This window comes from Thermohalobacter berrensis (assembly GCF_003609645.1).
GTDB classification, from domain to species: Bacteria; Bacillota; Clostridia; order Tissierellales; family Thermohalobacteraceae; genus Thermohalobacter; species Thermohalobacter berrensis.
In genome coordinates, this window is record NZ_MCIB01000007.1 from 1 (window position 1) to 23,137 (window position 23,137).

The following is a 23,137-nucleotide window of genomic DNA, read 5'->3' on the forward strand; positions in this document are numbered from 1 at the left end:
ATATACATTTAGAAAAAGTTGACAAAAAACCAACAATGGCATATAATCGGACTTAAAGAGGATAACCACTAAGGTGGTTAACAAAAATATATCTTATAAAGAGTGTATAATTAAGGGGGGCCTAAATTGAGTGATAATAAAAAATCACCATTGTATGTTACATCTGAAATAGGTAAATTGAAAACGGTTTTACTACACAGACCGGGAAAGGAAGTAGAAAATTTAACTCCGGATTTAATGGGGAGATTATTATTTGATGATATTCCTTATTTAAAAGTAGCTCAAGAAGAACATAATTATTTTGCTAAAACACTGAAGGAAAACGGTGTAGAAGTTTTATATCTTGAAGAACTTGCATCAGAAGCTATTCAAGAAAAAGAAGTAAGAGAAAGATTTATTGAAGATTTTCTTGATGAAGCCAATGTTGATGGTGAGGGTTTAAGACAAGCCCTAAGGAAATATTTGTCTGATTTTAAAAATGAGGAACTTATACAAAAGGCAATGGAAGGGATAAGAAAGAAAGAGCTTTCAAATGTAAAAATGAAGTCTTTAGCTGATTTAGCTGATAATGATTATCCATTTGTTGTAGATCCTATGCCAAACTTATATTTCACAAGAGATCCATTTGCAACTATAGGAACTGGGATAACGTTAAACCATATGAGAACTGAAACAAGAAATAGAGAAACTATCTTTGCTAAATATATATTTGAAAATCACCCAAGATTTAAGGATAAAAACATACCTATTTGGTTTAATAGAGACGAAACATCGTCCCTTGAAGGGGGAGATGAATTAGTATTAAGTGATAAAGTAATAGCAGTAGGTATATCAGAAAGAACAGATGCTATATCAGTAGAGAAATTAGCTAGAAATATATTTAAAGATGGTCAGACTTTTGAAACAATACTGGCATTTAACATACCTAAAAAGAGAGCATTTATGCATTTAGATACAGTATTTACAATGGTAGATTACGATAAATTTACTATACATCCAGAAATAGAAGGTCCTTTAACTGTATATTCTATCACTAAAGGAGATAATGGTGAAATTAATATCAAGGAAGAAAACGCTATCCTAGAGGATATTCTAAAGAAATATTTAGGACTTAGTAATGTTACTCTAATTAGATGTGCTGGTGGGGATCCAATAGATTCATCCAGGGAACAGTGGAATGACGGATCAAATACATTAGCTATTGCACCAGGTGAAGTGGTCGTATATGCAAGGAACTATGTAACAAATAAAATATTACAAGAACATGGAATAAAAACCCATATAATTCCAGGCTCAGAGCTATCAAGGGGACGTGGAGGTCCTAGATGTATGAGTATGCCCCTTGTAAGGGAAGACATATAAATAACTTATATATAAAAAGAAAAAATAAAGGAGGAATATAAAATGGCATTTAACCTAAAGGGAAGAAGTTTACTTACATTAAAGGATTTTACACCACAGGAAATTGAATACTTAATTGATTTATCTCAGGAGTTAAAAAGTTTAAAGTATGCAGGTATAAGACCAAAGAACTTAGAGGGTAAAAATATTGCATTAATATTTGAAAAGCCATCAACAAGAACAAGATGTGCCTTTGTAGTAGCAGCAGTAGATGAAGGAGCCCATCCAGAATATCTAGGAAAGGGAGATATCCAGCTAGGTAAAAAGGAAACAGTAGCAGATACAGCTAGAGTCTTAGGAAGAATGTTTGATGGAATAGAATTTAGAGGGTTTAAGCATGAGACAGTAGAACAGTTAGCAAAGCATGCAGGAGTACCAGTGTGGAATGGATTAACAGATAAATTCCATCCAACACAAGTGTTAGCAGACCTACTAACAATAAAAGAACATAAGGGATATTTAAAAGGGATTAAATTTGCGTATGTAGGAGATGGAAGAAACAATATGGCCAATTCATTAATGATAGGTGCAGCAAAGATGGGAATGGATTTTAGAATAGTAGCACCAAAGGAATTATTCCCAGAAGAAGAGTTAGTAAAAGAAGCAAAAGAAATGGCAAAGGAAAGAGGAGGAAAGATAACAATAACGGATTCAGTAGATGAAGGGATAACAGGAGTAGATGCAATATATACAGATGTATGGGCATCAATGGGAGAAGAAGAGGAATTTGAAAGAAGAGTAAAACTATTAAAACCATATCAAGTAAATATGGATATGATAAAGAAGGCAGACGATGAAGTAATATTTATGCATTGTTTACCAGCCTTCCATAATAGAGATACAGTAATAGGAGAAGAGATATATCAAAAATATGGATTGGCAGAGATGGAGGTAACAGATGAGGTATTTGAAAGTAAGCACTCAGTAGTATTTGATGAAGCTGAAAATAGAATGCATACTATAAAAGCTGTTATGGTTGCCACTATTGGAAAGTAGACTAATGTAAAGAATATAGCAGTGTACATGGATAATAATTTCTTTACCCATGTACACTGCTATCTAATTAAAAGTATGGATGTAATAACTTGAAAGATAAAAGGGGAGTTAAAACCATGAGAAAAGGATTTAAAATGCCTACAGCTTATACTATTTTATTTAGCATTATTGTTGTAATAGCTATTTTAACTTGGATTGTTCCTGCAGGTCAATATGAATATGTTGACCCTAATGCATCTAAATTGGAACCAATTCCAGGAACCTATGAACGAGCAGAACAAAATCCACAAGGATTATGGGAAGTTTTATATGCTCCAATAAAAGGTTTTTATGATGCTATGGATATTGAATTATTTGTACTTGTTATTGGGGGATTTTTAGCTATTGTAATGAAGACAGGAGCAATTGATGCTGGAATTGGACATGTTGTTAGGAGACTTGAGGGAAGAGAAAAATGGATGATACCTATATTGATGATATTATTTGGTTTAGGTGGTACAACTTATGGTATGGCAGAAGAAACAATAGCTTTTTATCCTTTAATTATTCCGGTAATCCTTGCTGCAGGATACGATGCTATAACAGCTGTATCGATTATTGCATTAGGAGCAGGACTTGGAGTTCTTGGCTCAACAGTTAATCCATTTGCTACAGGTATAGCATCAGGTTTTGCTGGAATTTCAATTGGTGAAGGTATTATATTAAGAGTTATTATTTTAGTTTTAGCTGAAGCTATAGGGATCATATATGTTATGAGATATGCCGAAAAGGTTAGAAAAGATCCTTCTAAATCAATTGTAGCTGATCTAGAAAAAGAACATAAAAAACATTTCTTAGGTGATAAGGAAAAAGAAGAAGTTTTAGAGTTAACAAAAAGGAGAAAGACAGTTTTATGGGTATTTGGTGCAACTTTCATAGTAATGATTTTAGGGGTTATACCTTGGGCATGGAAATTTAATATTACATTCTTTGAAAGCTTAAATAATGCAATTTTAGGTATTCCCGTAATTGGAAAATTATTAGGTAATCCATTACCACTTGGTGACTGGTGGTTTGGTGAAATAACACTATTATTCTTAGTTTCAAGCTTTATTATATCAAAAATATATGGAATGACTGAAAAAGAATATATTGACAGTTTTGTAAGTGGAGCAAAAGATTTATTAGGTGTTGCTTTAATTATTGGTGTATCACGTGGTATTACAGTAGTGATGAATGATGGGGGTATGACTGCAACAGTACTTAACTGGGGAGAAGAGACATTAGCACGATTAGGTTCAGTAGCTTTTGTTAACTTAACATATTTATTCTATTTACCAATGTCATTTTTAGTTCCTTCAACTTCAGGGCTTGCAACATTAACAATGCCAATTATGGCACCACTTGGTGATTTTGCAGGTGTTGGAAGAGATATTGTCATAACTGCATATCAATCGGCTTCTGGAGTTATAAATTTATTTACTCCAACAAGTGGAGTTATTATGGGAGCATTAGCTTTAGCTAAAGTTCCATATGAAAAGTATTTTAAACATGTTTGGAAATTACTAGTTATTGTATCTTTAATGATTATGATAGTTATGAGTTTAGCGGTAATACTATAATTATATATAACGGGAGGTAATAAAAATGAGTAGAATCGTTGTGGCTTTAGGAGGAAATGCCTTAGGAAAAACTCCAAAAGAACAGTTAGAATTGGTAAAAAATACTGCAAAGCCGATAGTTGATTTAATTCAAGGTGGGAATGAAGTTATTATTGCCCATGGAAATGGACCACAGGTAGGTATGATTAATTTAGCTATGGAAACAGCAAGTAATAATGGAGCAGGCACTCCTGAAATGCCATTTCCTGAATGTGGAGCAATGAGTCAAGGGTATATAGGTTATCACTTACAGAATGCAATTAGGGAAGAACTTTTAAACAGAGAAATGAATACTCCTGTTGCTACAGTTGTGACACAAGTTATAGTTAATGAAGATGATCCAGCTTTTGAAAATCCAACAAAACCAATAGGTGCTTTCTATTCAGAAGAAGAAGCTAAAAAATTAGAAGAAGAAAAAGGATATATTATGAAAGAAGATTCAGGAAGAGGATGGAGAAGGGTTGTCCCATCACCTAAACCTGTAGATGTAGCTGAAAAAGAAACTGTTAAGACTTTAGTAGAAAATGGTCATATTGTAATAACAGTAGGTGGTGGAGGGATACCAGTAATAGCTAAAGGAAATAGTTTAGTAGGTGTCCCAGCTGTAATAGATAAAGATTTTGCAAGTGAAAAAATTGCAGAAATTTTAGATGCAGATATTTTTATAATATTGACTGCGGTTGAGAAGGTTTCTCTAAACTTTGGTAAACCAAATCAAAAAGATTTAGCTAAAATGACAACAGAAGAAGCTAAGAAATATATTGAAGAGGGACACTTTGCAGCTGGTAGCATGCTTCCAAAGGTTGAGGCTGCTTCTAAATTTGCTGAATCAAAAGAGGGTAGAAAGGCTATAATAGCAGCATTATCAAAGGCAAAGGAAGCTATAGAGGGTAAAAGTGGTACCCTTATAACAAAATAGATTTTTAATAAACTTTAAGGCTAGAGGTTTTAAATCTCTAGCCTAATTTTTTTTATAACACATAGGAAATTATAATCAAATAAAAACTGTGGATAAAATATAATTTTTGTTATGTGTTTCAAAAAAGTCAACCTTTAGAATCTTCTATTTTTAATAGAAGACTTTTTTATAAAAAGGTCTTAAGAAAAAAATTTAGTTAAAAATTCTTTTACTTGGAATTAAGTATTTGATAATATATACATTGAAATAGTATATTGAAACAGTTAAAATTAAAATATATACAATGTATATGGGGTGTGAATATGCGAACATTTATCGCTTTGACTTTTGATAATAATTTGAAGAAAAGGCTAGGAAAAATACAGAAAAAAATTAGAGAATATTCATTAAAAGGCCGTTGGGTTTATGTTGATAATTTTCATTTAACATTAAAATTTTTAGGGAATATTAGTCCACAGGAGATTAATCGAATTAAGTTAGTATTAAATGATTTTTCTAAAAATTATTCTCCTTTAGATTTTTCACTTGATAATTTAGGGTATTTTCCAGGCAAAAATAAATTTAGAGTTGTGTGGTTAGGTATAAATGGAGATACACAATCTTTATATGATTTAAAATTAGATCTTGAAAATAAAATGAATAGCATAGGTTTTGTTAAAGAAAAAAGAAGATATACTCCACATATTACCCTTGGAAGAGATATAGTATTTAATACTGAATTTAGTCAACTTAAAAATATAATATCAGAAGATTTAGATTATGATTTTATTTTAGACAAAATAACTTTTATGGAAAGTAAACAAGTTAATAGAAAAAGAATTTATGAACCTATAGCTGAATATAAACTTAAGGGTTAATCTAGTAGATTATTTGAAAGGAGTGGAAAAATGCTACCTAAAGAAAAACTAGACAGAATAAATTATTTAGCAAGAAAGTCAAAAAAGGAAGGTTTAACAGAAGATGAAAAAAAAGAACAAAAAAAATTAAGGGAAGAATATTTAAAAGCATTTAGAAAATCATTTAGACAGCAATTAGAGTCTATAGAAATTGTAGAAAATTAAAGGATAAATAAAAAAATTGTAGAATATAGTATTATGGCTAGTATTTTCTAGATAAGGAGGAAAATTTATGAGTGAAAAACAATATGTTGTTTTTAAATTAGACGAAGAAGAATACGGAATAGATATTATGAATGTAAAAGAAATTGGACCATATCAAAAAAGTGTAAAAGTACCTAATTCTCCAAGTTTTGTTGAAGGAATTATAAATTATAGAGGGGAAGTTATTCCAGTTATAAACTTAAAAAAGAGATTTAATTTAGAAGATACAGGAATAGATAATAACACAAGAATAATAGTAATAACTCTTAAAGAAAAGCAAGTTGGATTTATAGTAGATGAAGCATCTCAAACTGTTAGAATAGATGATAAAGATATAGATCCTGCTCCAGAGATCGTTGCAGGTATTGATAGAAGATATATTACAGGGGTAGGAAAATTAGATGAAAGATTAATAATCCTAATTGATTTAGAAAAAGTATTATCAGATAAAGAAAAAGAAGAGATTGCGAATATGAATCTTGAATAGAAAGCTTAATATAATTGTCGAATAGGTTTTAATCTCAAAAAAAGTGAAAGATTATGTCAAGAAAAAAATATTTGTACTCTCCAATAAATACTAAAATTTTCATAACTGTTTTTCTATACTTAATGTTAAAGATTAACATTAGGTTAGGAGGATAGTTATGAAGAACGCAAAAAAAACCTCTTGTATCCCTGTAATTATATGTTTATGTTTAACTTTAATAATAATTACCTTAACAAATAATGAAGTAATAGCTTCAAGTGAAAAAGATAATAGTTTAATTTATTCCAAAGTTATAGAAGACTTGTTAAATAAAAGAGTGTTAATTATCAATAAAGCACTTTATACTAATAACTCTCAAAATATACTAAACAAATTAAAATCCATTGAAACAAATAATATTTTAACAGAAGACTTAAAATTCTTAGAAAAAAATAAAGATAAGAAAACAGATTATCCTTATATTCACAAAGTTAAAGTTAATAAATTATTAAATATAAATAAGAGTTCTTCAAAGCTTAAAGTAAAAGCTTTAACTGAATGGAAGATATCCTATCTTTATAAAGATACCAAGGAAAAATATTATATGAATATTGAATTAGAAAAAAAAGGAAAAAAATATTTTATAAGTAGTATTGAACATATGATAAATAAATAAAAAAAATACATCCATAATTTATGGATGTATTTTTTTTATTTATATAAATTTGAGAATATTCGACAAAAATTTCAGGTGATTTGCAGGATAATTTGTTGAAAAATAGAATATATATTTATTATGGGAGTGTGGTTAAATTGAGGACTAAAATATTATTATTAATGATATTTATAGTTGTTTTTTCAAATTATGCATTTTCTGAAGATATTTGGTATTACCAACCCTATCCTCAAGGATTAATTGGTGTATCAAAACCTACAATAACTTGGTATTTTGATAAGCTTGGAGAAAATAGTATAACTTCTGTAGATATATTAATTGATGGTAATAAATATAAAGGAGTATATAATAGAAAATTAAAGAGAATAAGTTATATTCCAGAAGAGGAATTATCCCCTGGAAAACACAATGTTACAATTATTGTAACATTAGATGATAGCAAAAAAATAAAGCAGTCTTTTGAATTTGAAATAGATGAAGATGCTTTACGTAAAATTGAGAAAATAAGTGAAATAGAAGAAATTAAGAACACATTGAATAAGTATAGAAAAATCCTTAAATTAGCCCCGGTTAGATTTAATGATAGCTTAAATATGGCAGCAAAAATGCATAGTAATTATATGTTGGCTAATAAGGATACAGGACATTATCAATATGATAAAGAAAACCCCTTTTATATTGGTGAAGAACCTTTAGACAGGGTGAAATATTATAACTATTCAAGTCCAGTTATTGATGAAGAAATTAATTTTATAAACTCCCATCAATTAGCAATTATTGATTGGATGAATTCTATATATCATAGATTAAGTCTTATAAATCCTGCTTTCACAGAAATTGGCTATGGCTTTAGTAGTAATGAAAATAGTTCTATAGATGTTTTAGTTTTAGGTGCGCCTAAATTTAATAGTATAGAAGAAAAAATTATCACTTATCCAACAGATGGTCAAAGGAATGTTCCAATTAAATGGGATGGCAAGGAAACACCTAATCCTTTAAGAGAATTTGAAGAAACTGAAACTCCAATGGGTTATCCTATTACTTTATTGGTTTCTGGAAAGGATATTGAATCAGTAAAAATAAATAAAGCCCTTTTAAAAACTAACGATAAAAAGGTAAAGTCTTATATTTTGGTACCAAAACTCAATAAAGAAAATTTATATAATACTCCATATTTAAAAGAGGATGAAAAATTAAAAAAAGAAATAATAATAATTCCAGCTAAAATATTAGAAAAAAACCAAAAGTATAGTGTGGAGATTGCAGGGAAAATAATTTATAAAAGTGGAGAAGAAAAAGATTTTTCGAAAAAATGGGGATTTACAACAGGTAATGGTGAGTTTAGGTTTGATTACCAAGAAAATAAAGAAGAATTGAATATATACTTTAATAATATGGAGGTTTTTTTAAACAATTCTCCTTTTATAACAGAAGGAGTAACTATGGTGCCATTAAGGGAATATTGTGAGTTTTTAGGTATTAAAGTATCTTGGAATGGAAAAGAAAAATCTATAACTCTTAAAGGGTTTGATAAAGAGTTATTTTTAAAGATAAACAGTAATAAAGTACTAGTTGATAATATTAGCAAAGAGATGAGAAAAAGTGTAATATTAAAAGAAGATAAATCTTACGCTCCATTAAGATTTATATCAGAAGCCTTTGGATTAAATGTTAAGTGGGATGGTGAGTATAAGGATATATTTATAAGATCAAAAAAGAACAATTAGCATAAGAGGTGTTTTATTATGCCAAAATCAAATTTTACAATAGATAAGATTGACCAAATATTAAAAGAAACAATAGAATCGATTAATAAGGGTAAAGAAGAAATATTTGAAATAGCTGAAAATGCCAGAAAAGAATGCGATATGATTAGAAACGAATTAGAAGATGTAAAGGAAAAAACAAAAGACATTATTAAGGAAGTAGACAAGCTGGAACTAGAAGAAAGAAAAAGTAGGAAAAGATTGCTAATAGTTAGTAGGGATTTTAAAAAATATTCGGAAGAGGATATTAAAAAGGCATATGAAGAGGCAAATAATTTACAGATACAGCTAATTTTTAAAAGACATCAAGAGAAGGAAATGGCAAAAAAGAGGAGAGAATTAGAAATAAGATTAAAAAATGCAAAAGATGTTGTAGAGAGGGCAGAAAGGCTAGTAACACAGGTGGGAGTAGCAATGGATTATTTGAGTGGTAATCTTGAAGATATTCTAGTAACTATTGAAGATATGCAGAAAAAACAGTTACTAGGTATAAAGATACTACAAGCACAAGAAGAGGAAAGACAAAGAGTAGCAAGGGATATTCATGATGGTCCTGCACAATCTATGGCAAATGTAGTATTAAAAGCAGAAATTTGTGAAAAGCTTTTAGCTTTAGATGAGGAAAAAGCAAAAATAGAGCTTAAAAATTTAAAGGACATAGTAAGGAATAGTCTTAGAGATGTAAGAAAGATTATATATGATTTAAGACCAATGTCCCTTGATGACTTAGGACTTATACCCACAATTGAGCGTTATGCATATAATTTTACTAAAGAAACAGGAATTAATGTCGATGTTATTCTATATGGCAAATATGAAAAACAAGAGTCTATAGTTGAGATTGGAATATTTAGGATTATCCAAGAAGCACTTAATAATATAAAAAAGCACTCAAAAGCCAACAGTGCTATAATAAAGATAGAAAAATCAAATGATGAAATTATTATAATTGTCAAAGATAATGGAATAGGTTTTAATGTAGATAAAGAATTAGAACAACATAACAATTCAGGTGAAAAATTTGGTATTTTAGGTATGAAAGAAAGGGCAGAACTTATGAATGGAGAACTGAAGATAAATTCTTTTCTAGGCAAAGGAACAAAAATAATTATAAAAATACCTCTTTATAGGAAGGATGATATTAATGACTGATAAGAAAATAACTGTTTTAATTGCTGATGATCATTCACTAGTAAGGGAGGGCTTAGAACAAATTTTAAGTCTTGAAAAAGATATAGAAGTAATAGGACAAGCTTCTAATGGTAATGAAGCAATTGAAAAAACTTTAGAATTAAAGCCAGATTTAGTTCTACTTGATATAAATATGCCTGAATTAAATGGGATAGAAACACTAAGAAGACTTAAAGATATGGGAATAGATTCGAAAATTGTTATGTTAACAATCCATGATGATAGAGAGTATTTATTTGAAACTGTTAATATTGGTGCTGATGGATATGTTTTAAAAGATTCAGATTCAGACAGTTTAGTAAAAGCAATTAAGGATGTATATTCAGGAAAATCTTATATCGAACCAAGTCTAGCTTCTTTGTTAGTAAAGGAATTTAATAGTAGAGATAGGGCAAAGGAATCTACTAGAGATTTATTAACAAAGAGAGAATATGAAGTATTAACTTTAATTGCTGAAGGATTAAATAACAGAGAAATTGCTCAAAGACTATTTATTAGTGAAAAAACAGTTAAAAATCATGTTTCTAATATTTTCAAAAAGATAAATGTTAGTGATAGAATTCAAGCAGCTATATATGCATATAAAAATAATATTAAGAAAATATAAAGAAAGAAATGGAATTATTGGGATATAATATATATGTAAAACATTTTCCTGAAAAATGATTTTAGGAGGGATACTATGACTGAAAAATTAGAAGGGAAAAAATTACAAGAAAAACTGACGCGTAAATGGCATAATATATGGGAAAAAGTTGATAAGGATGAAAAAGAAAAGATTTTTCAATTAGCTGAAGAATATAAGGAATTCTTAGATAAGGGAAAAACCGAAAGGGAATCAGCTGCTGAAATAATAAGAATTGCCAAAGAAAATGGATACATATCAATTGATGAAATAGTTGAAAAGAAAATAGATGTTAAGCCAGGAATGAAAATATATGCTAACAATAAAGATAAAGCAGTAGCAATGTTTGTAATTGGAAAGGAAAGTATACAAAAGGGAATGCATATAGTAGGTTCTCATATAGATGCACCAAGAATTGACCTTAAGCCATTCCCACTTTATGAAGATAGTGAAATAGCATTATTAAAAACTCATTATTATGGAGGAATAAAAAAATATCAATGGGTTTCTTTACCTCTAGCTTTACATGGAGTTATAATTAAGAAAAACGGAGAAAAAGTAAATGTTGTAATTGGTGAGGATGAAAAAGACCCAGTATTATTCATAACAGACCTATTACCACATCTTGCTAAAGATCAAATGACAAAGAAAATGACTGAAGGAATTACAGGAGAAGGTTTAAATGCAATAATTGGTAGTATTCCATATGATGATGAAGAAATAAAAGAAAAAATAAAACTAAATGTTTTAAAACTTCTTAATGATAAATATGGAATAACTGAAGATGACTTAACTACAGCAGAATTTGAATTAGTACCAGCAGGTAAAGCAAGAGATGTTGGAATGGACAGAAGTTTAATATCAGCCCATGGACATGATGATAGGGTTTGTGCATTTACCTCATTAAAGGCTATGTTAGATATAGAAGAAACTCCAAATAAAACAGCAGTAGCCCTATTTGTTGATAAAGAAGAGGTAGGTAGTTATGGAAATACAGGTATGCACTCTAAGTTTTTCGAAAATATTGTATCAGAACTAATTGAATTAACTGAGGAATCTTACAGTGAAATTAAAACAAAAAGGGCATTATCTAATTCAAAGGTATTATCAGGTGATGTATCAGCAGCTTTTGATCCAAATTATCCAAGTGTTTCAGATAAACAAAATTCACCTTTTATAAATAAAGGAATAACACTTGTTAAATATACTGGAGTTAAGGGAAAAGCAGGAAGTAACGATGCTAATGCAGAGTATATAAGTGAGATAAGAAGAATATTTGATGAAAATGATGTGATTTGGCAAATAGGAGAATTAGGAAAAGTTGATCAAGGTGGCGGTGGAACAATAGCTTACATACTTGCAAATTATGGTATGGAAGTTGTTGATTGTGGAGTTCCAGTTCTAAGTATGCATGCCCCATATGAATTGGTAAGTAAAGCAGATGTATATATGACATATAAGGGATATAGAGCATTCTATATAGCATAAAAAAGGGCCAATTTGGCCCTTTTCTTATTGTAAATCAAAGGGGCGGTTCCTGTGATTTATGTATACAAAGAATCAAAATCAAAGGGACGGTTCCTGTGATTTATATGTACTCAATAACAAATTCCTTAAAAGCTTTAGCAAGAGGGGATAGTTGTCTATTCTTATGATAAACAAAATAAAATTTTCTAGATAAATTTAAATTTTTTATTTTAAAAGTTTTTAAGATACCTTGGTTAACTTCTTTTTTCACAGCTCTTTCAGAAATAAAACTAATACCAAGGTCTAATTCAACAAATTTTTTTATTGTTTCTATATCTTCAATACAAGCCTTTATATTAAGAGAGTTAAGGTCAATATTATTTTCCTTAAACACTTTTTCCACTAACAACCTAGTTCCAGACCCTTTTTCTCTCATTATAATATTTTGATTTAATAAAAAATCTTTATCTAATTTTTTACCTATTTCCCATGGATAATTGTCATTATTAGGTGTTACAATAACAATATTATCTTCAATTAGGTCAATATACTCTAATTGCCTAGATTCATATTTTGCACCAATTATTCCAAAATCCGTGTAATTATTTAAAATACTTTCAACAACATCCTTAGAATCTCTACTAGTTAAAGAAAATGTTACATGTGGATATTTTTTAGTAAATTCTTTTAGAATATATGGAAGAACGTAATGTTTTGGAATTGAACTAGAACTGATTTTTAAGTGTCCTTCTATTTTTCCTTTATACATTCCTAAATCAAATTGAGCCATATCACGCATATTAATTATATCTATGGCGTACTTAAAAAGTATTGTGCCTGCTTCTGTTAAAGATACTTTTTTACCACATCGATTTAGAAGTAATGTTCCCAATTCCTTTTCTAAATTTTGTATATGATTTGTTACTGTTGGTTGAGTTAAATAGAGTTTTTTTCCAGCTTCAGAGAAGCTCTTTGCCTTTGCTACCTCTACAAAAGTCTCTAGTTGTCTGAAGTCCACAATATCACCACTTTCAAAACATAAATTTCTTTTTTTATAACACATAGGAAATTATAAACAAATAAAAATTGTGGATAAAATATAATTTCTGTTATGTATTTCAAAAAAGTCAACTTTGAGAATCTTTTATTTTTTAATAGAAGTCTTTTTTATAATATTTTAAACAGGAGATTTTGTCAATTTAAGAAGTATATAAATAGAATTTTTTCGAAAAATATATTTGAAAAATATTTAAAGATATCTTAAAATTGTTAAGGTATATAGCAAGGAGGATAGACAAAACATGAAAAAAAATTATTTTGATAAAAGATACTTTTTTGCTTTTTTATGTCTAATATTGCTAAATATAATGTATGTATGGATTAATAGGCTAAACCTACAGATACATTCAGTAAAAATTTTTATTGACAATTATATTCCCTTTATTAAATGGATGGTTATCCCTTATATTTTATGGTATTTATATATTTGGTTTGTTATATTTTATTTAGCTTTTTACTATAAAAAACTTTTTATATTACATACAAAAGGAGTTATATTAAGTAAGTTAATATGTATGGTAATTTATATAACATATCCTACCTATGTTATAAGACCAGAAATATTAGGGACAGATATTTTTTCAAAACTTATTGAAATGGTGTACTCTAATGATAACCCTGTTAATGTATTTCCAAGTATACATGTTCTTCAGAGTCTACTAACACATAAAGCTATTATTCATATAAAGGGAGTAAAGAAATGGGTTAAATACAGTTCTTTATTATTTATAGTTATGGTAATCCTATCTACACTAATGATAAAACAACACTATATACTTGATGTTATTGGGGCTTACAGTTTAGCTTTAATTACTACTAAATTTATATATAATGAGAAACATGAAGGTTATAGTATTAAAACAATAAAATCAAGATTGCTAGAAGATAGATTTTAGCTAAAAAAATATCCAGTGGGTAGTCCACTGGATATTTTTTTAGGCTTCTTCTTTTTTTGTTTTTCTTTTTAACCTAGGTAGTACTAAATTTAAAACTATCTTTACAGCATCTGCTATTTTATCTATATCAGATACCTTATCTTCAAAAGATTTAACAATTGTATCTACGTTCTTTGAAGTATTTGTAAAATGTGTTACTATTTTATTAATATCTTCTTCATTTTTATCTAACATATTATGTACTGATTTTAAAATCTTATAGGCCTTTACTAATATAGGAATAATAAACCCTACTAATACTGCAAAAAGAATTAAAAAGCCAAACATAATTACTTGAGAAAAATCTACCATAATAACTCCCCCTGCTAAAAGGGCTTGTACCTCCCTTCTGTAAAAAAATATAATTATTTAATATTAATTTATCCATAAATAAATATCTTTTATATATATTACTATATTTTTACTATTTAAGCAATTTTGTTATTATTAACAAATAAAATGCTAAACTTAAGTAATAAAATTTTCTATAAAGCTGTAGATAAATATCTACAGCTTTATAGTTATAAAAAATTACTATATTATCCTTATTTCATTGAAACCAACTCTAGGCAAAAAGCCTACCTGTCCAGTATTAACAACTTGTACGTAATCATAAACTTGTAAATCTCCCCTTGGGCCTTCTTCATAAGTCGGACTCGGAATATTCCATTTTAGTACTATAATTTCACTTCCTTCAGATAAAATTATGGATTGAGAATTTAAATTTGGCTGATTATATAATCTATTATCCTCAATTGTGACATGAATTCTTTTTCCATACTCCTGAGTTAGATTAATTCTTTTAATAGCTAATCTAGCTATATCTGCAACAAAAGAGCTAGGGTCATTTGTAAGCTCAGTTAGAGCTTCTGTTACACTTTCATTTAAACCTATTCTTCCTAGACTTAAAGCAGTATAAGATCGTACAATATCACAAGGATGATTTAACAGATCTAAGAGGTATGGTATACCAGTTGTTCCTAAAGCTTCCCAACTAAAGGAGCCTATATAATAAATACCATGAATCTGAAGAGGTGACAATAGATCACATTCAACCCCACCTGTGTTTTCCCAAGTTTCTTTTAATTCTTCAGGATTAGCTCTATAATCTCCAATAAGTAATTCAGTTCCAGGATATAGTATATTAGGATTTTGTATATTATTGACTTCTGCGATTACGTTTATTGGTATATTATATAGTCTATAAAGACACCAGAGAGAATCTCCTGGTTGTACAATGTAATAAGGAGTAGCACCAGCCCTATATATTACATCATTCCTTGGGATTATTAATGGTTCTCCTGGAAAAATTAAATTAGGATTACAAATTGTGTTAGCATTTAATATTGAATTTACAGTAGTATTAAATTGTCTTGCAATCTTACTTAAAGTATCACCAGATTTAACATAATATAACATTATAATCACACCTTTTGAATTCATAATTATTACTATAATATATGAATAAAGCTATTAAAGTGATTTAGTTTTATTAAAATAAAGTGAACAGATATTAAAAATTTTCATAAAATATCAGTATATATTGATTTATGTTTTGAGAAGAGGGTATTTTGAAGGCAAATAATTACATGGAAGTAGCGTTATTTCAACATAGATTTTGGCTACAAATACTGGGAGAACATGCAAGATTTATTCATAACGACCTAGGACTTAAGGAAAGCAGAGAAATTGAAAAAGCCAAAATGTAATGCTACACAACCTAGAAATTTAGAAACAAAAAAATTAAAGGGATAATTTAAATAATTATCCCTTTAAGTAAAGTTAATTACTGTATAATTTCATTAAGTAACTTAACTGCTTTATCAATATGTTTTAAATTAACTGTTTTTGCTCCTATAAAATTACGGTCTGTATCTAGTGGTTTTGTTCCAAATCCGTCTTTATCATATGCTACCATCATATTCCTCATAAACTTCACATCAATAACTAAAAACCATTCCCTTACTAAAGGATGGTTTGGTGGTAAATTAATAAATTCAATATTAGGATGAGATTGAGGTTTTTTATCATTCACACCAAATACATAAATTTTATCTACATTAATAGCCATTTTTAAAAACCTATCCCACACTCCTTCAGTTCTAGATAGTTTCTGAAAGCCTGCGTAAACTATACCATTCCTCTTTTTCTTTAAGATCATACTTTCCATGATGTAACACATACGTTCTAAATTTCGAACTTTAGTTTCGTATTTTATTGTATTTTTAGAGAGAACACTATCGGAAGCTTTACCTTCTATTTTTTGAACATCACCTTCTACTTTATCAAAGATTTCTTTAAATAATGATATTCTTTTCATTTAAAATCCCCCTTTTTATTTTTAATAAAATATATTTTCTTTTGAATAAGCGGACAAACAAAAAAACTTGTTAAAGATAAGATACTAAACTTTATAATGTTAAATGGAAAAATTATTATTGCAAAATACCAAATAAAATTATGTATAAGTGGGTTACTTGAAGCTGCTAGTTTAAGAATAGATTCAGGTTTAATATTTAAAATATATCTATATAACGGAAACATGATATAATAATTTACAGGAATTGAAATAAAACTAGTACCAATTGTTGCGATGATTAATGAGGATAATATTTTTCCAAACTTTTTGTAAGATATATAAAAAATAAGTATATATGTAGTAATTATTATAAAGTTTATGAGTTCCCCAATTCCAAGGGATTGAGATACAAATAAATGGAGTATATTTTTTATAACACTGATCCAAATAGCATTGTTTAAACCAATTGTTAACAGACCAATAATTACAGGCAAATCACTAATGTCTAACTTTAAAAAAGGAGGAAAAAATGGAATACTTATATTTAAGAACATTAAAATAAATGAAATTGCACCAAGAAGGGCAACTTTAATTTGATTATTTATACTTGAGTTTGTTAATTTCATAATAAATCCTCCTAACTAAAAATAACTGTGAAATATATGGAAATATGTCTAAAAATTAGGGCTAATTTATTAATATTATAATACACAAAATGAAATAATTCAAGAATTGGCTGGAAAAATAGGGTGAAAAATTTAAAATATAACACAAATTGTGATAAGATTATATATAGGGGTGAGTCTAATGGCGACTTTTGGAGAGAGATTAAAAGATTTAAGGAAAACTCATAATTTAAGACAAAAAGACTTAGCAAAAGAACTTGGATTAGCTCAAACAACAATAGCTAATTATGAGCAAGGTACTAGGTTTCCAAATCAGGATATATTAAATAAATTTGCTGACTATTTTAAAGTCTCTTTAGACTATCTTCTTGGAAGAGTAGATATTCATGATTTTAGAAAAGATTTAGAAGAGATTAAAGTTTACAAGGGAAAAAAGGAAGAATATTTAAAAGAAATAGAATTAAAGTATTTTAATATATTATTAAGTGGAAAAAGGGATGAGGCTTACAATTTAGTTAATGGAGCAATTAGAAATGGAATAGATATAAAAGATATATATAAATATGTATTTGAAGTTTCTTTAAAAAGGGTAGGTGAACTTTGGGAGAAAAATAAATTATCTATTTCAGATGAACATTATTTTTCCCAGTCAACAGAAACTATTATGTCCCAGTTATGCTCTAATATATATTTAATTCCTAAAAAAGATAAATTAGCAGTTACATTATCAGTAAATAGTGAATTTCATACTTTAGGCATAAGAATGATTACAGACTTTTTAGAATTAGATGGATGGAATACTATATTTTTAGGCAATAACATTCCTACTAAAAGTGTTGTAGATCTTATAAAAACAAAAAAACCAGATTTACTTGCTATATCTGTAACAATGAATTTTAATTTTAATTTGGCAAAAGATCTTATTAATACTATTCGCTCATATGAAGAGACAAAAAATTTAAAAATTATTGTGGGAGGAAGGGCATTTAACTTTCAAAAAAATGCTTGGAAGGAAGTTGGAGCTGATGGATATGCTAAAGATGGATTTGAAGCTATTAGGGTGGCGAATAATCTAATCAATTAGTCTCACTTTAATCCAAATTTTTAATACGTTACTTAATACGAGTTTTGTTACTTCAAGTTTATATATTTTGTCATCCAGCTTTATAATCCTTTGGTCAACAATTTCTTTTACCATATCAATGTCTATTTTTTGTACTTCTTTACCTAATAAATTTTTATATTTTTCTTTAATATTTTTTTCAAGACTTATTTTGTCTAAATCGTCACCATCATATATAAGGATTATTTCAATACTTTGTAATATAAATCTTCTATTATTTATTGATTTTTCAAGTTTTTTTAGTTTTGTATCTTTATCTTCAATTACATTTTCTAGATATTTTATTTTTTCATGATATTTATCTATTCTAAAGCTAACTAAAGTAGTCATGATTGATATTCCTATAATTATTCCAAATATATTACCAACAATTAATGTTAAAAAAAAAGACAAATATTTTTTCTTTATTCTAGCCATAACTTACTACTCCTCTGAATCATTTTAATTAGACTATATGCTAAATTTGCTCCGGTTAGTGCAATAAGAATGTATATAATTTGCTTAATAACTGATCTGAACTCACCCTTTAATAAGCCCTTTTCAATTACCTGAAAAGAAGTAAAAGTTCCCCCTAAAGCCACTGCAACTGCCCAAATTTTAATAGAGCTTGCTACATTTAACATTGTCTTTAGTGGAGGGTGATCGTTTATAATAGCACCTAAACCAGCAAATATACTTGCACCGAAGGTAACTCCGAAGGCTATTAAAAAATCATATAAAAGATTTGATATAAAATCTGTCACATTAATCACCTAAATAATATACTTTTTTAAAAAGGTATGATTTAAATTGTTCATATATTACGATTTTGCGGAACAAAACTTTAATTTTGAAGTCTAAAATATAAGGAGGTGAATATATTGAAAAAAATAATTTTAATAATGATGATATTTATTCTTGTATTCACAGTAGCTTGTAATAATGAAACTATAGAAAATAATAATACAAATTCAGATAATCAAAATAGTGAATTACAAGAAGAAAAAGAAAATGAAGAAAAGCCAAATGAAGAAAAGCAATCTGATAAAGAAAGAGAAACTATAGAAATAAGTGAAATAGATTTTACTAAATTAGATAAGCCTTTAAATTACTATAATCAAGATATGAAGGTTTCACCAGATGGAAATTTTGTTGCATTTAGTTGTTTTAGTGCTTCAGATGACAATGGAAAAATGAAAAATCTATTAGTTAGAGCTTCTTTAGTTACTGGAAAAGTGACTATACTTACTGAATCAGAAAAATCCATAAGGCTTTTAGATTGGTCTAAAGATGGAAAAAGAATACTATATAGATTAGGTCAAGACCTCTATGTTTACAATGTTTATATGGAAAAGAATACAATATCAAAAATTGATGATAGGGTGTTCTCAGCTTCATTTTCACCAAAATCTAATAAAATAGCCTACAGTAGAGATGATGGTATATGGATTTATAATTTTAATGACAACTCTAAACAGCAATTAACTGAGGGAAAATATGATTATTATCCACTTTGGTACCCTGATGAAAGTCATCTACTCTTTTTTAAAGATTTAGGGGAAAATCTAGGAGATGGAGCCGGTAATGGACAAGGAATATATATATATTCCTTTAAAGATAATAAGGAAATAAAAATACTTTCATATAAGGATAATAAAGAACTTCCAAAAAAATATAGAAAATCCCAATGGATTTCTCCAGGAAAATTGGTTCACATTGTAAGTGGCTGGGATGATGGATGGTACGAGCATATACTCAATTTAGAAACACAAGAAATGATAGATCTTGGAGAAAGGTTTCTTGGTGGTGGAGGACCTTTCATAACAGATATAAATAAAGAAGATAGAATGATTGTAAAATTGGATAATTCAGAAGCTGAAATTTTTGGTAAAGGAATGGATAGTAAAATAAAATCTTTCGAAAGTAAATATAATATTATAGAACTTGAAGCAGTAGGAAACAATTCTTTTATATATTTAGAGGGAGAATTATATCCAGATCAATTTAGTGAAATTGAAGGAGTAAGGTTAATATATGATGAAAATAATGATAAAAAGATGATAGAAGATTTTGGAGATTTTTCTGGATTGGAGTTTATTGAACAAAATAATATATTAATATATTTTGAAAATGAAAATAATAATGGTATGACAAAAATATTAAAACTGAAGATTAAAAAATTAGAATAACATTTTACACCAAACACACGTTCTGATATAATAATACCAAAAGTTTTAAGTGGTGATTTTAATGATTGATTATGTTTTAAAATATTCTTTAATTGAGCATAAACCAATATCAATCATTTATATGAAAAAGTTTGAGATAGTAAAAAGAAATATCCAGGTACTTAAGATAGAGAATAAAGTTATAAAAGCAATTGATATTGATAAAAAAGAGATTAGGATCTTTAAAAAAGATAGAATTCTATCCGCTATGGATTCAAGACATGTAATACAACATAATGAAACAAAAAATAAGAATAAGGAATTGTAAATAATGCCCTTATATTAAATCTAAGCTAACTAATGAGCAAGAAAAGAATATTCAATTTTGGGTAAGAATAGCAGTTAATGCTGCTGAATAGTTATTTAGTGAAACTAAACTGGGAGAAAAGAAAAAAGAACTTTAAACTAGGGTATTTGCCCTAGTTTTTTTACTTATATAAAGGAATCTATTATTCCTCCGCCGAAAATCTCAAACAAGACTATAATAATTATAAGTAGTATAAAATTGTCGTCATACTGCTTTAAACTTTCAAACCCGCCACCAAAAACTTCAAATAAAACTATTAAGATGATTATTAAAATAAAGTCCTCATCATCAAAGAAACTGTCTGTAATAAACATTTTCTCACCCTTTTAAAAATTTAAAATCTTAAGTAAATATATAAAAAAGTCTTCTATTAAAATAGAACATTCTCAAGGTTGACTTTTTTGAAACATATAACGGAAATTATATTTTATCCACAATTTTGATTTGTTTATAATTTCCTATGTGTTATAGAATTAAGATGGGAAGAAATTTCTTCCCATCTATTAAGGTTATCTATAAGGGCAATATGAGCCATATCCTGGTGTTCTATATCTATATCTGTGTCCAGGGCTAGGATTGTAGGGATTAGGGTTATATTGGTCGCCACCATACATATATGGGTTAATTGGATTGAAATAATTTGGAAACATAAAATAAGGATTATATTGTTGATATGGGTTATACGGCATATAAGGATTCATGTAGTAATATGGATTCATATAATAATCTGGTTGATTACGATAATATCTATCATCTCTATAATATTCAGGTTGGTTTTGATAGTTATAATCTGAATAATATTCTTCTGGATAATATTCACTATCCATAAAAATTCCCCCTTTTCAAAGTACTAATATATTTTATGCTTTTTTAATATTAATGTGATAGTCTATTAATGAAGAAAGGGAATAAATATGGAAATAAAAAATAAAACCCCTAGGTTAAAAACCTAGGGGTTTTACTGGTGCCGAAGGTGGGATTCGAACCCACACGGGGTGTAAGCCCCACCGGATTTTGAGTCCGGCGCGTCTGCCAATTCCACCACTTCGGCATATTCACATTATTGAGTCCGAATTATATAATATCATATAGCCCTATAAAAATCAAACACTTTTAGTTACTAAAAATATCGAAAAATAACCTTTAGTTAACATTTATACTAAAATATCCTAGGATAATCTTGCTTTACTTTATGTTATAATTAAAATCGAGGTATTTTAACAATTTGAATCGGTGGTGGTATAATGGACCCAGTAACTCATGGAATTATTGGGCTGGGAATTTCTGCATTAAGTGGACAAGATATAAGTTTCTCAAATCCTATTGTTTTAGGTTCAGTTATTGGTGCAATGTCACCTGATATAGATATTATTGTAAAATATTGGGGAGATTATGCATACCTAAAACATCATAGAGGAATTTCTCATTCAATAGTAGGTTTAGGAGTTATTTCAGCAGTTATTTCATTGGGATTGAGTATGATGTTTAAAGATTATACCTTTTTTTCAATATTTATTTGGACATTTTTAGGAAGCTTATCACATACGGTTTTCGATATGCTAAATTCTTATGGAGCCCGGTTCTTATTACCATTTAGTAAGAAAAAAATTGCTTTTAGTCTACTTATGCTAGTAGACCCCTTTATACCTATTTTAAGTTTAAGTCTTGTTTTTATTAATGTAGACAGGTATATAAAAGGAGTAGTGGCATTAACAGTGTTTTCTCTTTACATTGTAAAAAGGTATTATTTAAGGTCAAGAGCAGAAAAAATATTAAAAGAAAATTATCAAGATAAATATATAATTAATAGAATAAATATATTGCCTTCACTTTTTAATCCATTTAAATGGGACTTTATTATAGAAACTGAAAATCATAATATTGTTGGAGAAGTTAATTCCATAAGCAAAAAAGTAAATATCAGAAAAGAACTTAAAAAAGAAAAACATAGCTTTATAGAAAAATTTTATCAAACAGAGTTAGGAAGATATTTTTCTGAATTCAGTCCCATAAGACATATAAATGTTATAGAACAAGGAGAAAGAATTATTTTGAAGGCAATTGACTTAAGATATTATATTAAAAATAATTTTATGCACCATGCAACAGTGATATTCTGTTATGAAAAGAAAAAGCTCCAAACATTTTTTCACCCTTATAGTTTAAAAAATAATATTTTAGTTGAAGAAAAAGAAATAGCATAAAGCTGCCATTTGGTAGCTTTTATTTTTTTATCCTATTTTAGTTACTTTTTTATTTTTTAAGAATAAATTACTTCTCCTCAAAATATGAATTAAAAGTAAGGTTTAGACTTAAATTTGGGGAGGACTGTAT

The 23,137-nt window shown here is 28.1% G+C and carries 27 protein-coding genes and 1 tRNA gene; 18 read left to right on the forward strand and 10 right to left on the reverse strand.

The window, feature by feature from the left end; all coding sequences use genetic code 11:
* The first annotated feature begins 126 nt into the window (after nucleotides 1-126).
* From arcA to BET03_RS04895, 12 genes are all read left to right on the forward strand, one after another.
* Nucleotides 127-1,362 carry an arginine deiminase gene (gene arcA, locus BET03_RS04840; RefSeq protein WP_120167878.1) on the forward strand — a complete coding sequence of 412 codons (1,236 nt, stop codon included), beginning with the start codon at nucleotides 127-129 and terminating at the stop codon, nucleotides 1,360-1,362.
* A 42-nt stretch (nucleotides 1,363-1,404) separates the two neighbouring features.
* On the forward strand, nucleotides 1,405-2,397 hold the full coding sequence (gene argF / locus BET03_RS04845; protein WP_120167880.1) for an ornithine carbamoyltransferase: 993 nt from the start codon (nucleotides 1,405-1,407) through the stop codon (nucleotides 2,395-2,397).
* Between the two features lie 116 nt (nucleotides 2,398-2,513).
* A complete protein-coding gene (locus tag BET03_RS04850; RefSeq protein ID WP_120167882.1) occupies nucleotides 2,514-3,998 on the forward strand; it encodes a YfcC family protein in 1,485 nt (494 codons plus the stop codon).
* 25 nt (nucleotides 3,999-4,023) lie between these two features.
* Nucleotides 4,024-4,956 carry a carbamate kinase gene (gene arcC / locus BET03_RS04855; RefSeq protein WP_120167884.1) on the forward strand — a complete coding sequence of 311 codons (933 nt, stop codon included), beginning with the start codon at nucleotides 4,024-4,026 and terminating at the stop codon, nucleotides 4,954-4,956.
* Nucleotides 4,957-5,258: 302 nt separating this feature from the next.
* Entirely contained in the window at nucleotides 5,259-5,813 is a 555-nt protein-coding gene (gene thpR / locus BET03_RS04860; RefSeq protein WP_120167886.1) for an RNA 2',3'-cyclic phosphodiesterase, read from the forward strand.
* Between the two features lie 30 nt (nucleotides 5,814-5,843).
* Nucleotides 5,844-6,017 carry a DUF896 domain-containing protein gene (locus BET03_RS04865; RefSeq protein ID WP_120167888.1) on the forward strand — a complete coding sequence of 58 codons (174 nt, stop codon included), beginning with the start codon at nucleotides 5,844-5,846 and terminating at the stop codon, nucleotides 6,015-6,017.
* Between the two features lie 67 nt (nucleotides 6,018-6,084).
* Nucleotides 6,085-6,543 (forward strand): chemotaxis protein CheW, encoded by a 459-nt coding sequence (locus BET03_RS04870; RefSeq protein WP_120167890.1) that lies wholly within the window; start codon nucleotides 6,085-6,087, stop codon nucleotides 6,541-6,543.
* 157 nt (nucleotides 6,544-6,700) lie between these two features.
* The gene (locus tag BET03_RS04875) at nucleotides 6,701-7,198 is read left to right on the forward strand and encodes a hypothetical protein (RefSeq protein WP_120167892.1); all 498 of its coding nucleotides are present in this window, start codon (nucleotides 6,701-6,703) and stop codon (nucleotides 7,196-7,198) included.
* Nucleotides 7,199-7,335: 137 nt separating this feature from the next.
* On the forward strand, nucleotides 7,336-8,925 hold the full coding sequence (locus BET03_RS04880; RefSeq protein ID WP_120167894.1) for a stalk domain-containing protein: 1,590 nt from the start codon (nucleotides 7,336-7,338) through the stop codon (nucleotides 8,923-8,925).
* Between the two features lie 18 nt (nucleotides 8,926-8,943).
* The gene (locus BET03_RS04885) at nucleotides 8,944-10,116 is read left to right on the forward strand and encodes a sensor histidine kinase (protein WP_120167896.1); all 1,173 of its coding nucleotides are present in this window, start codon (nucleotides 8,944-8,946) and stop codon (nucleotides 10,114-10,116) included.
* Nucleotides 10,109-10,762 carry a response regulator gene (locus BET03_RS04890; protein ID WP_120167898.1) on the forward strand — a complete coding sequence of 218 codons (654 nt, stop codon included), beginning with the start codon at nucleotides 10,109-10,111 and terminating at the stop codon, nucleotides 10,760-10,762. The genes BET03_RS04885 and BET03_RS04890 overlap by 8 nt, the downstream gene beginning before the upstream one ends.
* A 75-nt stretch (nucleotides 10,763-10,837) precedes the next feature.
* Nucleotides 10,838-12,268: an aminopeptidase gene (locus BET03_RS04895; protein ID WP_120167900.1), complete on the forward strand. Its 1,431-nt coding sequence runs from the start codon at nucleotides 10,838-10,840 to the stop codon at nucleotides 12,266-12,268.
* A 100-nt stretch (nucleotides 12,269-12,368) separates the two neighbouring features.
* Here the strand turns inward: BET03_RS04895 and BET03_RS04900 are convergent, their stop codons facing one another.
* Nucleotides 12,369-13,265: a selenium metabolism-associated LysR family transcriptional regulator gene (locus tag BET03_RS04900; protein WP_120167902.1), complete on the reverse strand. Its 897-nt coding sequence runs from the start codon at nucleotides 13,263-13,265 to the stop codon at nucleotides 12,369-12,371.
* A 349-nt stretch (nucleotides 13,266-13,614) separates the two neighbouring features.
* Between BET03_RS04900 and BET03_RS04905 the strand changes: the two genes are divergently transcribed.
* A complete protein-coding gene (locus tag BET03_RS04905) occupies nucleotides 13,615-14,202 on the forward strand; it encodes a phosphatase PAP2 family protein (protein ID WP_279230348.1) in 588 nt (195 codons plus the stop codon).
* Between the two features lie 39 nt (nucleotides 14,203-14,241).
* On the opposite strand, the gene BET03_RS04910 is transcribed toward BET03_RS04905, so the two are convergent.
* Together BET03_RS04910 and BET03_RS04915 are read right to left on the reverse strand one after the other, a co-directional pair.
* Nucleotides 14,242-14,553 (reverse strand): DUF948 domain-containing protein, encoded by a 312-nt coding sequence (locus BET03_RS04910; protein ID WP_120167906.1) that lies wholly within the window; start codon nucleotides 14,551-14,553, stop codon nucleotides 14,242-14,244.
* 222 nt (nucleotides 14,554-14,775) lie between these two features.
* Nucleotides 14,776-15,660 (reverse strand): HEAT repeat domain-containing protein, encoded by an 885-nt coding sequence (locus BET03_RS04915; RefSeq protein ID WP_183108730.1) that lies wholly within the window; start codon nucleotides 15,658-15,660, stop codon nucleotides 14,776-14,778.
* Between the two features lie 152 nt (nucleotides 15,661-15,812).
* Between BET03_RS04915 and BET03_RS04920 the strand changes: the two genes are divergently transcribed.
* On the forward strand, nucleotides 15,813-15,950 hold the full coding sequence (locus BET03_RS04920; protein WP_243096862.1) for a DUF2935 domain-containing protein: 138 nt from the start codon (nucleotides 15,813-15,815) through the stop codon (nucleotides 15,948-15,950).
* A gap of 77 nt (nucleotides 15,951-16,027) precedes the next feature.
* On the opposite strand, the gene BET03_RS04925 is transcribed toward BET03_RS04920, so the two are convergent.
* The gene (locus BET03_RS04925; protein WP_120167910.1) at nucleotides 16,028-16,561 is read right to left on the reverse strand and encodes a DICT sensory domain-containing protein; all 534 of its coding nucleotides are present in this window, start codon (nucleotides 16,559-16,561) and stop codon (nucleotides 16,028-16,030) included.
* On the reverse strand, nucleotides 16,558-17,166 hold the full coding sequence (locus BET03_RS04930) for an ECF transporter S component (RefSeq protein WP_120167912.1): 609 nt from the start codon (nucleotides 17,164-17,166) through the stop codon (nucleotides 16,558-16,560). The genes BET03_RS04925 and BET03_RS04930 overlap by 4 nt, the downstream gene beginning before the upstream one ends.
* A 181-nt stretch (nucleotides 17,167-17,347) precedes the next feature.
* Here BET03_RS04930 and BET03_RS04935 point away from each other — a divergent pair, with 181 nt between their 5' ends.
* Nucleotides 17,348-18,250, forward strand: coding sequence for a cobalamin-dependent protein (locus BET03_RS04935; protein WP_120167914.1), 903 nt, complete (start codon nucleotides 17,348-17,350; stop codon nucleotides 18,248-18,250).
* Here the strand turns inward: BET03_RS04935 and BET03_RS04940 are convergent.
* Together BET03_RS04940 and BET03_RS04945 are read right to left on the reverse strand one after the other, a co-directional pair.
* Nucleotides 18,239-18,706 (reverse strand): sporulation membrane protein YtrI, encoded by a 468-nt coding sequence (locus BET03_RS04940; protein ID WP_120167916.1) that lies wholly within the window; start codon nucleotides 18,704-18,706, stop codon nucleotides 18,239-18,241. The genes BET03_RS04935 and BET03_RS04940 overlap by 12 nt on opposite strands.
* Nucleotides 18,694-19,032, reverse strand: a complete 339-nt coding sequence (locus tag BET03_RS04945) for a YtrH family sporulation protein (protein ID WP_120167918.1) — start codon at nucleotides 19,030-19,032, stop codon at nucleotides 18,694-18,696. The genes BET03_RS04940 and BET03_RS04945 overlap by 13 nt, the downstream gene beginning before the upstream one ends.
* A 117-nt stretch (nucleotides 19,033-19,149) precedes the next feature.
* On the opposite strand from BET03_RS04945, the gene BET03_RS04950 reads away from it, so the two are divergent.
* Both BET03_RS04950 and BET03_RS04955 read left to right on the forward strand, forming a co-directional pair.
* Nucleotides 19,150-20,457, forward strand: a complete 1,308-nt coding sequence (locus BET03_RS04950; protein ID WP_120167920.1) for a hypothetical protein — start codon at nucleotides 19,150-19,152, stop codon at nucleotides 20,455-20,457.
* A 61-nt stretch (nucleotides 20,458-20,518) separates the two neighbouring features.
* Nucleotides 20,519-20,764, forward strand: a complete 246-nt coding sequence (locus BET03_RS04955; RefSeq protein ID WP_120167922.1) for a hypothetical protein — start codon at nucleotides 20,519-20,521, stop codon at nucleotides 20,762-20,764.
* 164 nt (nucleotides 20,765-20,928) lie between these two features.
* On the opposite strand, the gene BET03_RS04960 is transcribed toward BET03_RS04955, so the two are convergent.
* The 3 genes from BET03_RS04960 to BET03_RS04970 all read right to left on the reverse strand — a co-directional run bounded on the left by BET03_RS04960 (nucleotide 20,929) and on the right by BET03_RS04970 (nucleotide 21,854).
* A complete protein-coding gene (locus BET03_RS04960; protein WP_120167924.1) occupies nucleotides 20,929-21,117 on the reverse strand; it encodes a hypothetical protein in 189 nt (62 codons plus the stop codon).
* Between the two features lie 195 nt (nucleotides 21,118-21,312).
* Nucleotides 21,313-21,630 carry a hypothetical protein gene (locus tag BET03_RS04965; protein ID WP_120167926.1) on the reverse strand — a complete coding sequence of 106 codons (318 nt, stop codon included), beginning with the start codon at nucleotides 21,628-21,630 and terminating at the stop codon, nucleotides 21,313-21,315.
* 135 nt (nucleotides 21,631-21,765) lie between these two features.
* Nucleotides 21,766-21,854, reverse strand: a tRNA-Leu gene (locus BET03_RS04970).
* 193 nt (nucleotides 21,855-22,047) lie between these two features.
* Here BET03_RS04970 and BET03_RS04975 point away from each other — a divergent pair.
* Nucleotides 22,048-23,007, forward strand: coding sequence for a metal-dependent hydrolase (locus BET03_RS04975; RefSeq protein ID WP_120167928.1), 960 nt, complete (start codon nucleotides 22,048-22,050; stop codon nucleotides 23,005-23,007).
* Nucleotides 23,008-23,137 lie beyond the last annotated feature (130 nt).

Excerpts from the sequence above, each read along its gene's own strand:
- thpR (WP_120167886.1), top strand. The coding sequence starts at position 5,259 with ATGCGAACATTTATCGCTTTGACTTTTGATAATAATTTGAAGAAAAGG.
- BET03_RS04865 (WP_120167888.1), top strand. The coding sequence starts at position 5,844 with ATGCTACCTAAAGAAAAACTAGACAGAATAAATTATTTAGCAAGAAAG.
- BET03_RS04850 (WP_120167882.1), top strand. The coding sequence starts at position 2,514 with ATGAGAAAAGGATTTAAAATGCCTACAGCTTATACTATTTTATTTAGC.
- BET03_RS04870 (WP_120167890.1), top strand. The coding sequence starts at position 6,085 with ATGAGTGAAAAACAATATGTTGTTTTTAAATTAGACGAAGAAGAATAC.
- BET03_RS04960 (WP_120167924.1), bottom strand. The coding sequence starts at position 21,117 with ATGTTTATTACAGACAGTTTCTTTGATGATGAGGACTTTATTTTAATA.
- BET03_RS04930 (WP_120167912.1), bottom strand. The coding sequence starts at position 17,166 with ATGAAATTAACAAACTCAAGTATAAATAATCAAATTAAAGTTGCCCTT.
- BET03_RS04955 (WP_120167922.1), top strand. The coding sequence starts at position 20,519 with ATGATTGATTATGTTTTAAAATATTCTTTAATTGAGCATAAACCAATA.
- argF (WP_120167880.1), top strand. The coding sequence starts at position 1,405 with ATGGCATTTAACCTAAAGGGAAGAAGTTTACTTACATTAAAGGATTTT.
- BET03_RS04975 (WP_120167928.1), top strand. The coding sequence starts at position 22,048 with ATGGACCCAGTAACTCATGGAATTATTGGGCTGGGAATTTCTGCATTA.
- arcC (WP_120167884.1), top strand. The coding sequence starts at position 4,024 with ATGAGTAGAATCGTTGTGGCTTTAGGAGGAAATGCCTTAGGAAAAACT.
- BET03_RS04925 (WP_120167910.1), bottom strand. The coding sequence starts at position 16,561 with ATGAAAAGAATATCATTATTTAAAGAAATCTTTGATAAAGTAGAAGGT.
- BET03_RS04885 (WP_120167896.1), top strand. The coding sequence starts at position 8,944 with ATGCCAAAATCAAATTTTACAATAGATAAGATTGACCAAATATTAAAA.
- BET03_RS04895 (WP_120167900.1), top strand. The coding sequence starts at position 10,838 with ATGACTGAAAAATTAGAAGGGAAAAAATTACAAGAAAAACTGACGCGT.
- BET03_RS04935 (WP_120167914.1), top strand. The coding sequence starts at position 17,348 with ATGGCGACTTTTGGAGAGAGATTAAAAGATTTAAGGAAAACTCATAAT.
- BET03_RS04875 (WP_120167892.1), top strand. The coding sequence starts at position 6,701 with ATGAAGAACGCAAAAAAAACCTCTTGTATCCCTGTAATTATATGTTTA.
- BET03_RS04940 (WP_120167916.1), bottom strand. The coding sequence starts at position 18,706 with ATGGCTAGAATAAAGAAAAAATATTTGTCTTTTTTTTTAACATTAATT.
- BET03_RS04910 (WP_120167906.1), bottom strand. The coding sequence starts at position 14,553 with ATGGTAGATTTTTCTCAAGTAATTATGTTTGGCTTTTTAATTCTTTTT.
- BET03_RS04965 (WP_120167926.1), bottom strand. The coding sequence starts at position 21,630 with ATGGATAGTGAATATTATCCAGAAGAATATTATTCAGATTATAACTAT.
- BET03_RS04890 (WP_120167898.1), top strand. The coding sequence starts at position 10,109 with ATGACTGATAAGAAAATAACTGTTTTAATTGCTGATGATCATTCACTA.
- BET03_RS04905 (WP_279230348.1), top strand. The coding sequence starts at position 13,615 with ATGTATGTATGGATTAATAGGCTAAACCTACAGATACATTCAGTAAAA.
- BET03_RS04915 (WP_183108730.1), bottom strand. The coding sequence starts at position 15,660 with ATGTTATATTATGTTAAATCTGGTGATACTTTAAGTAAGATTGCAAGA.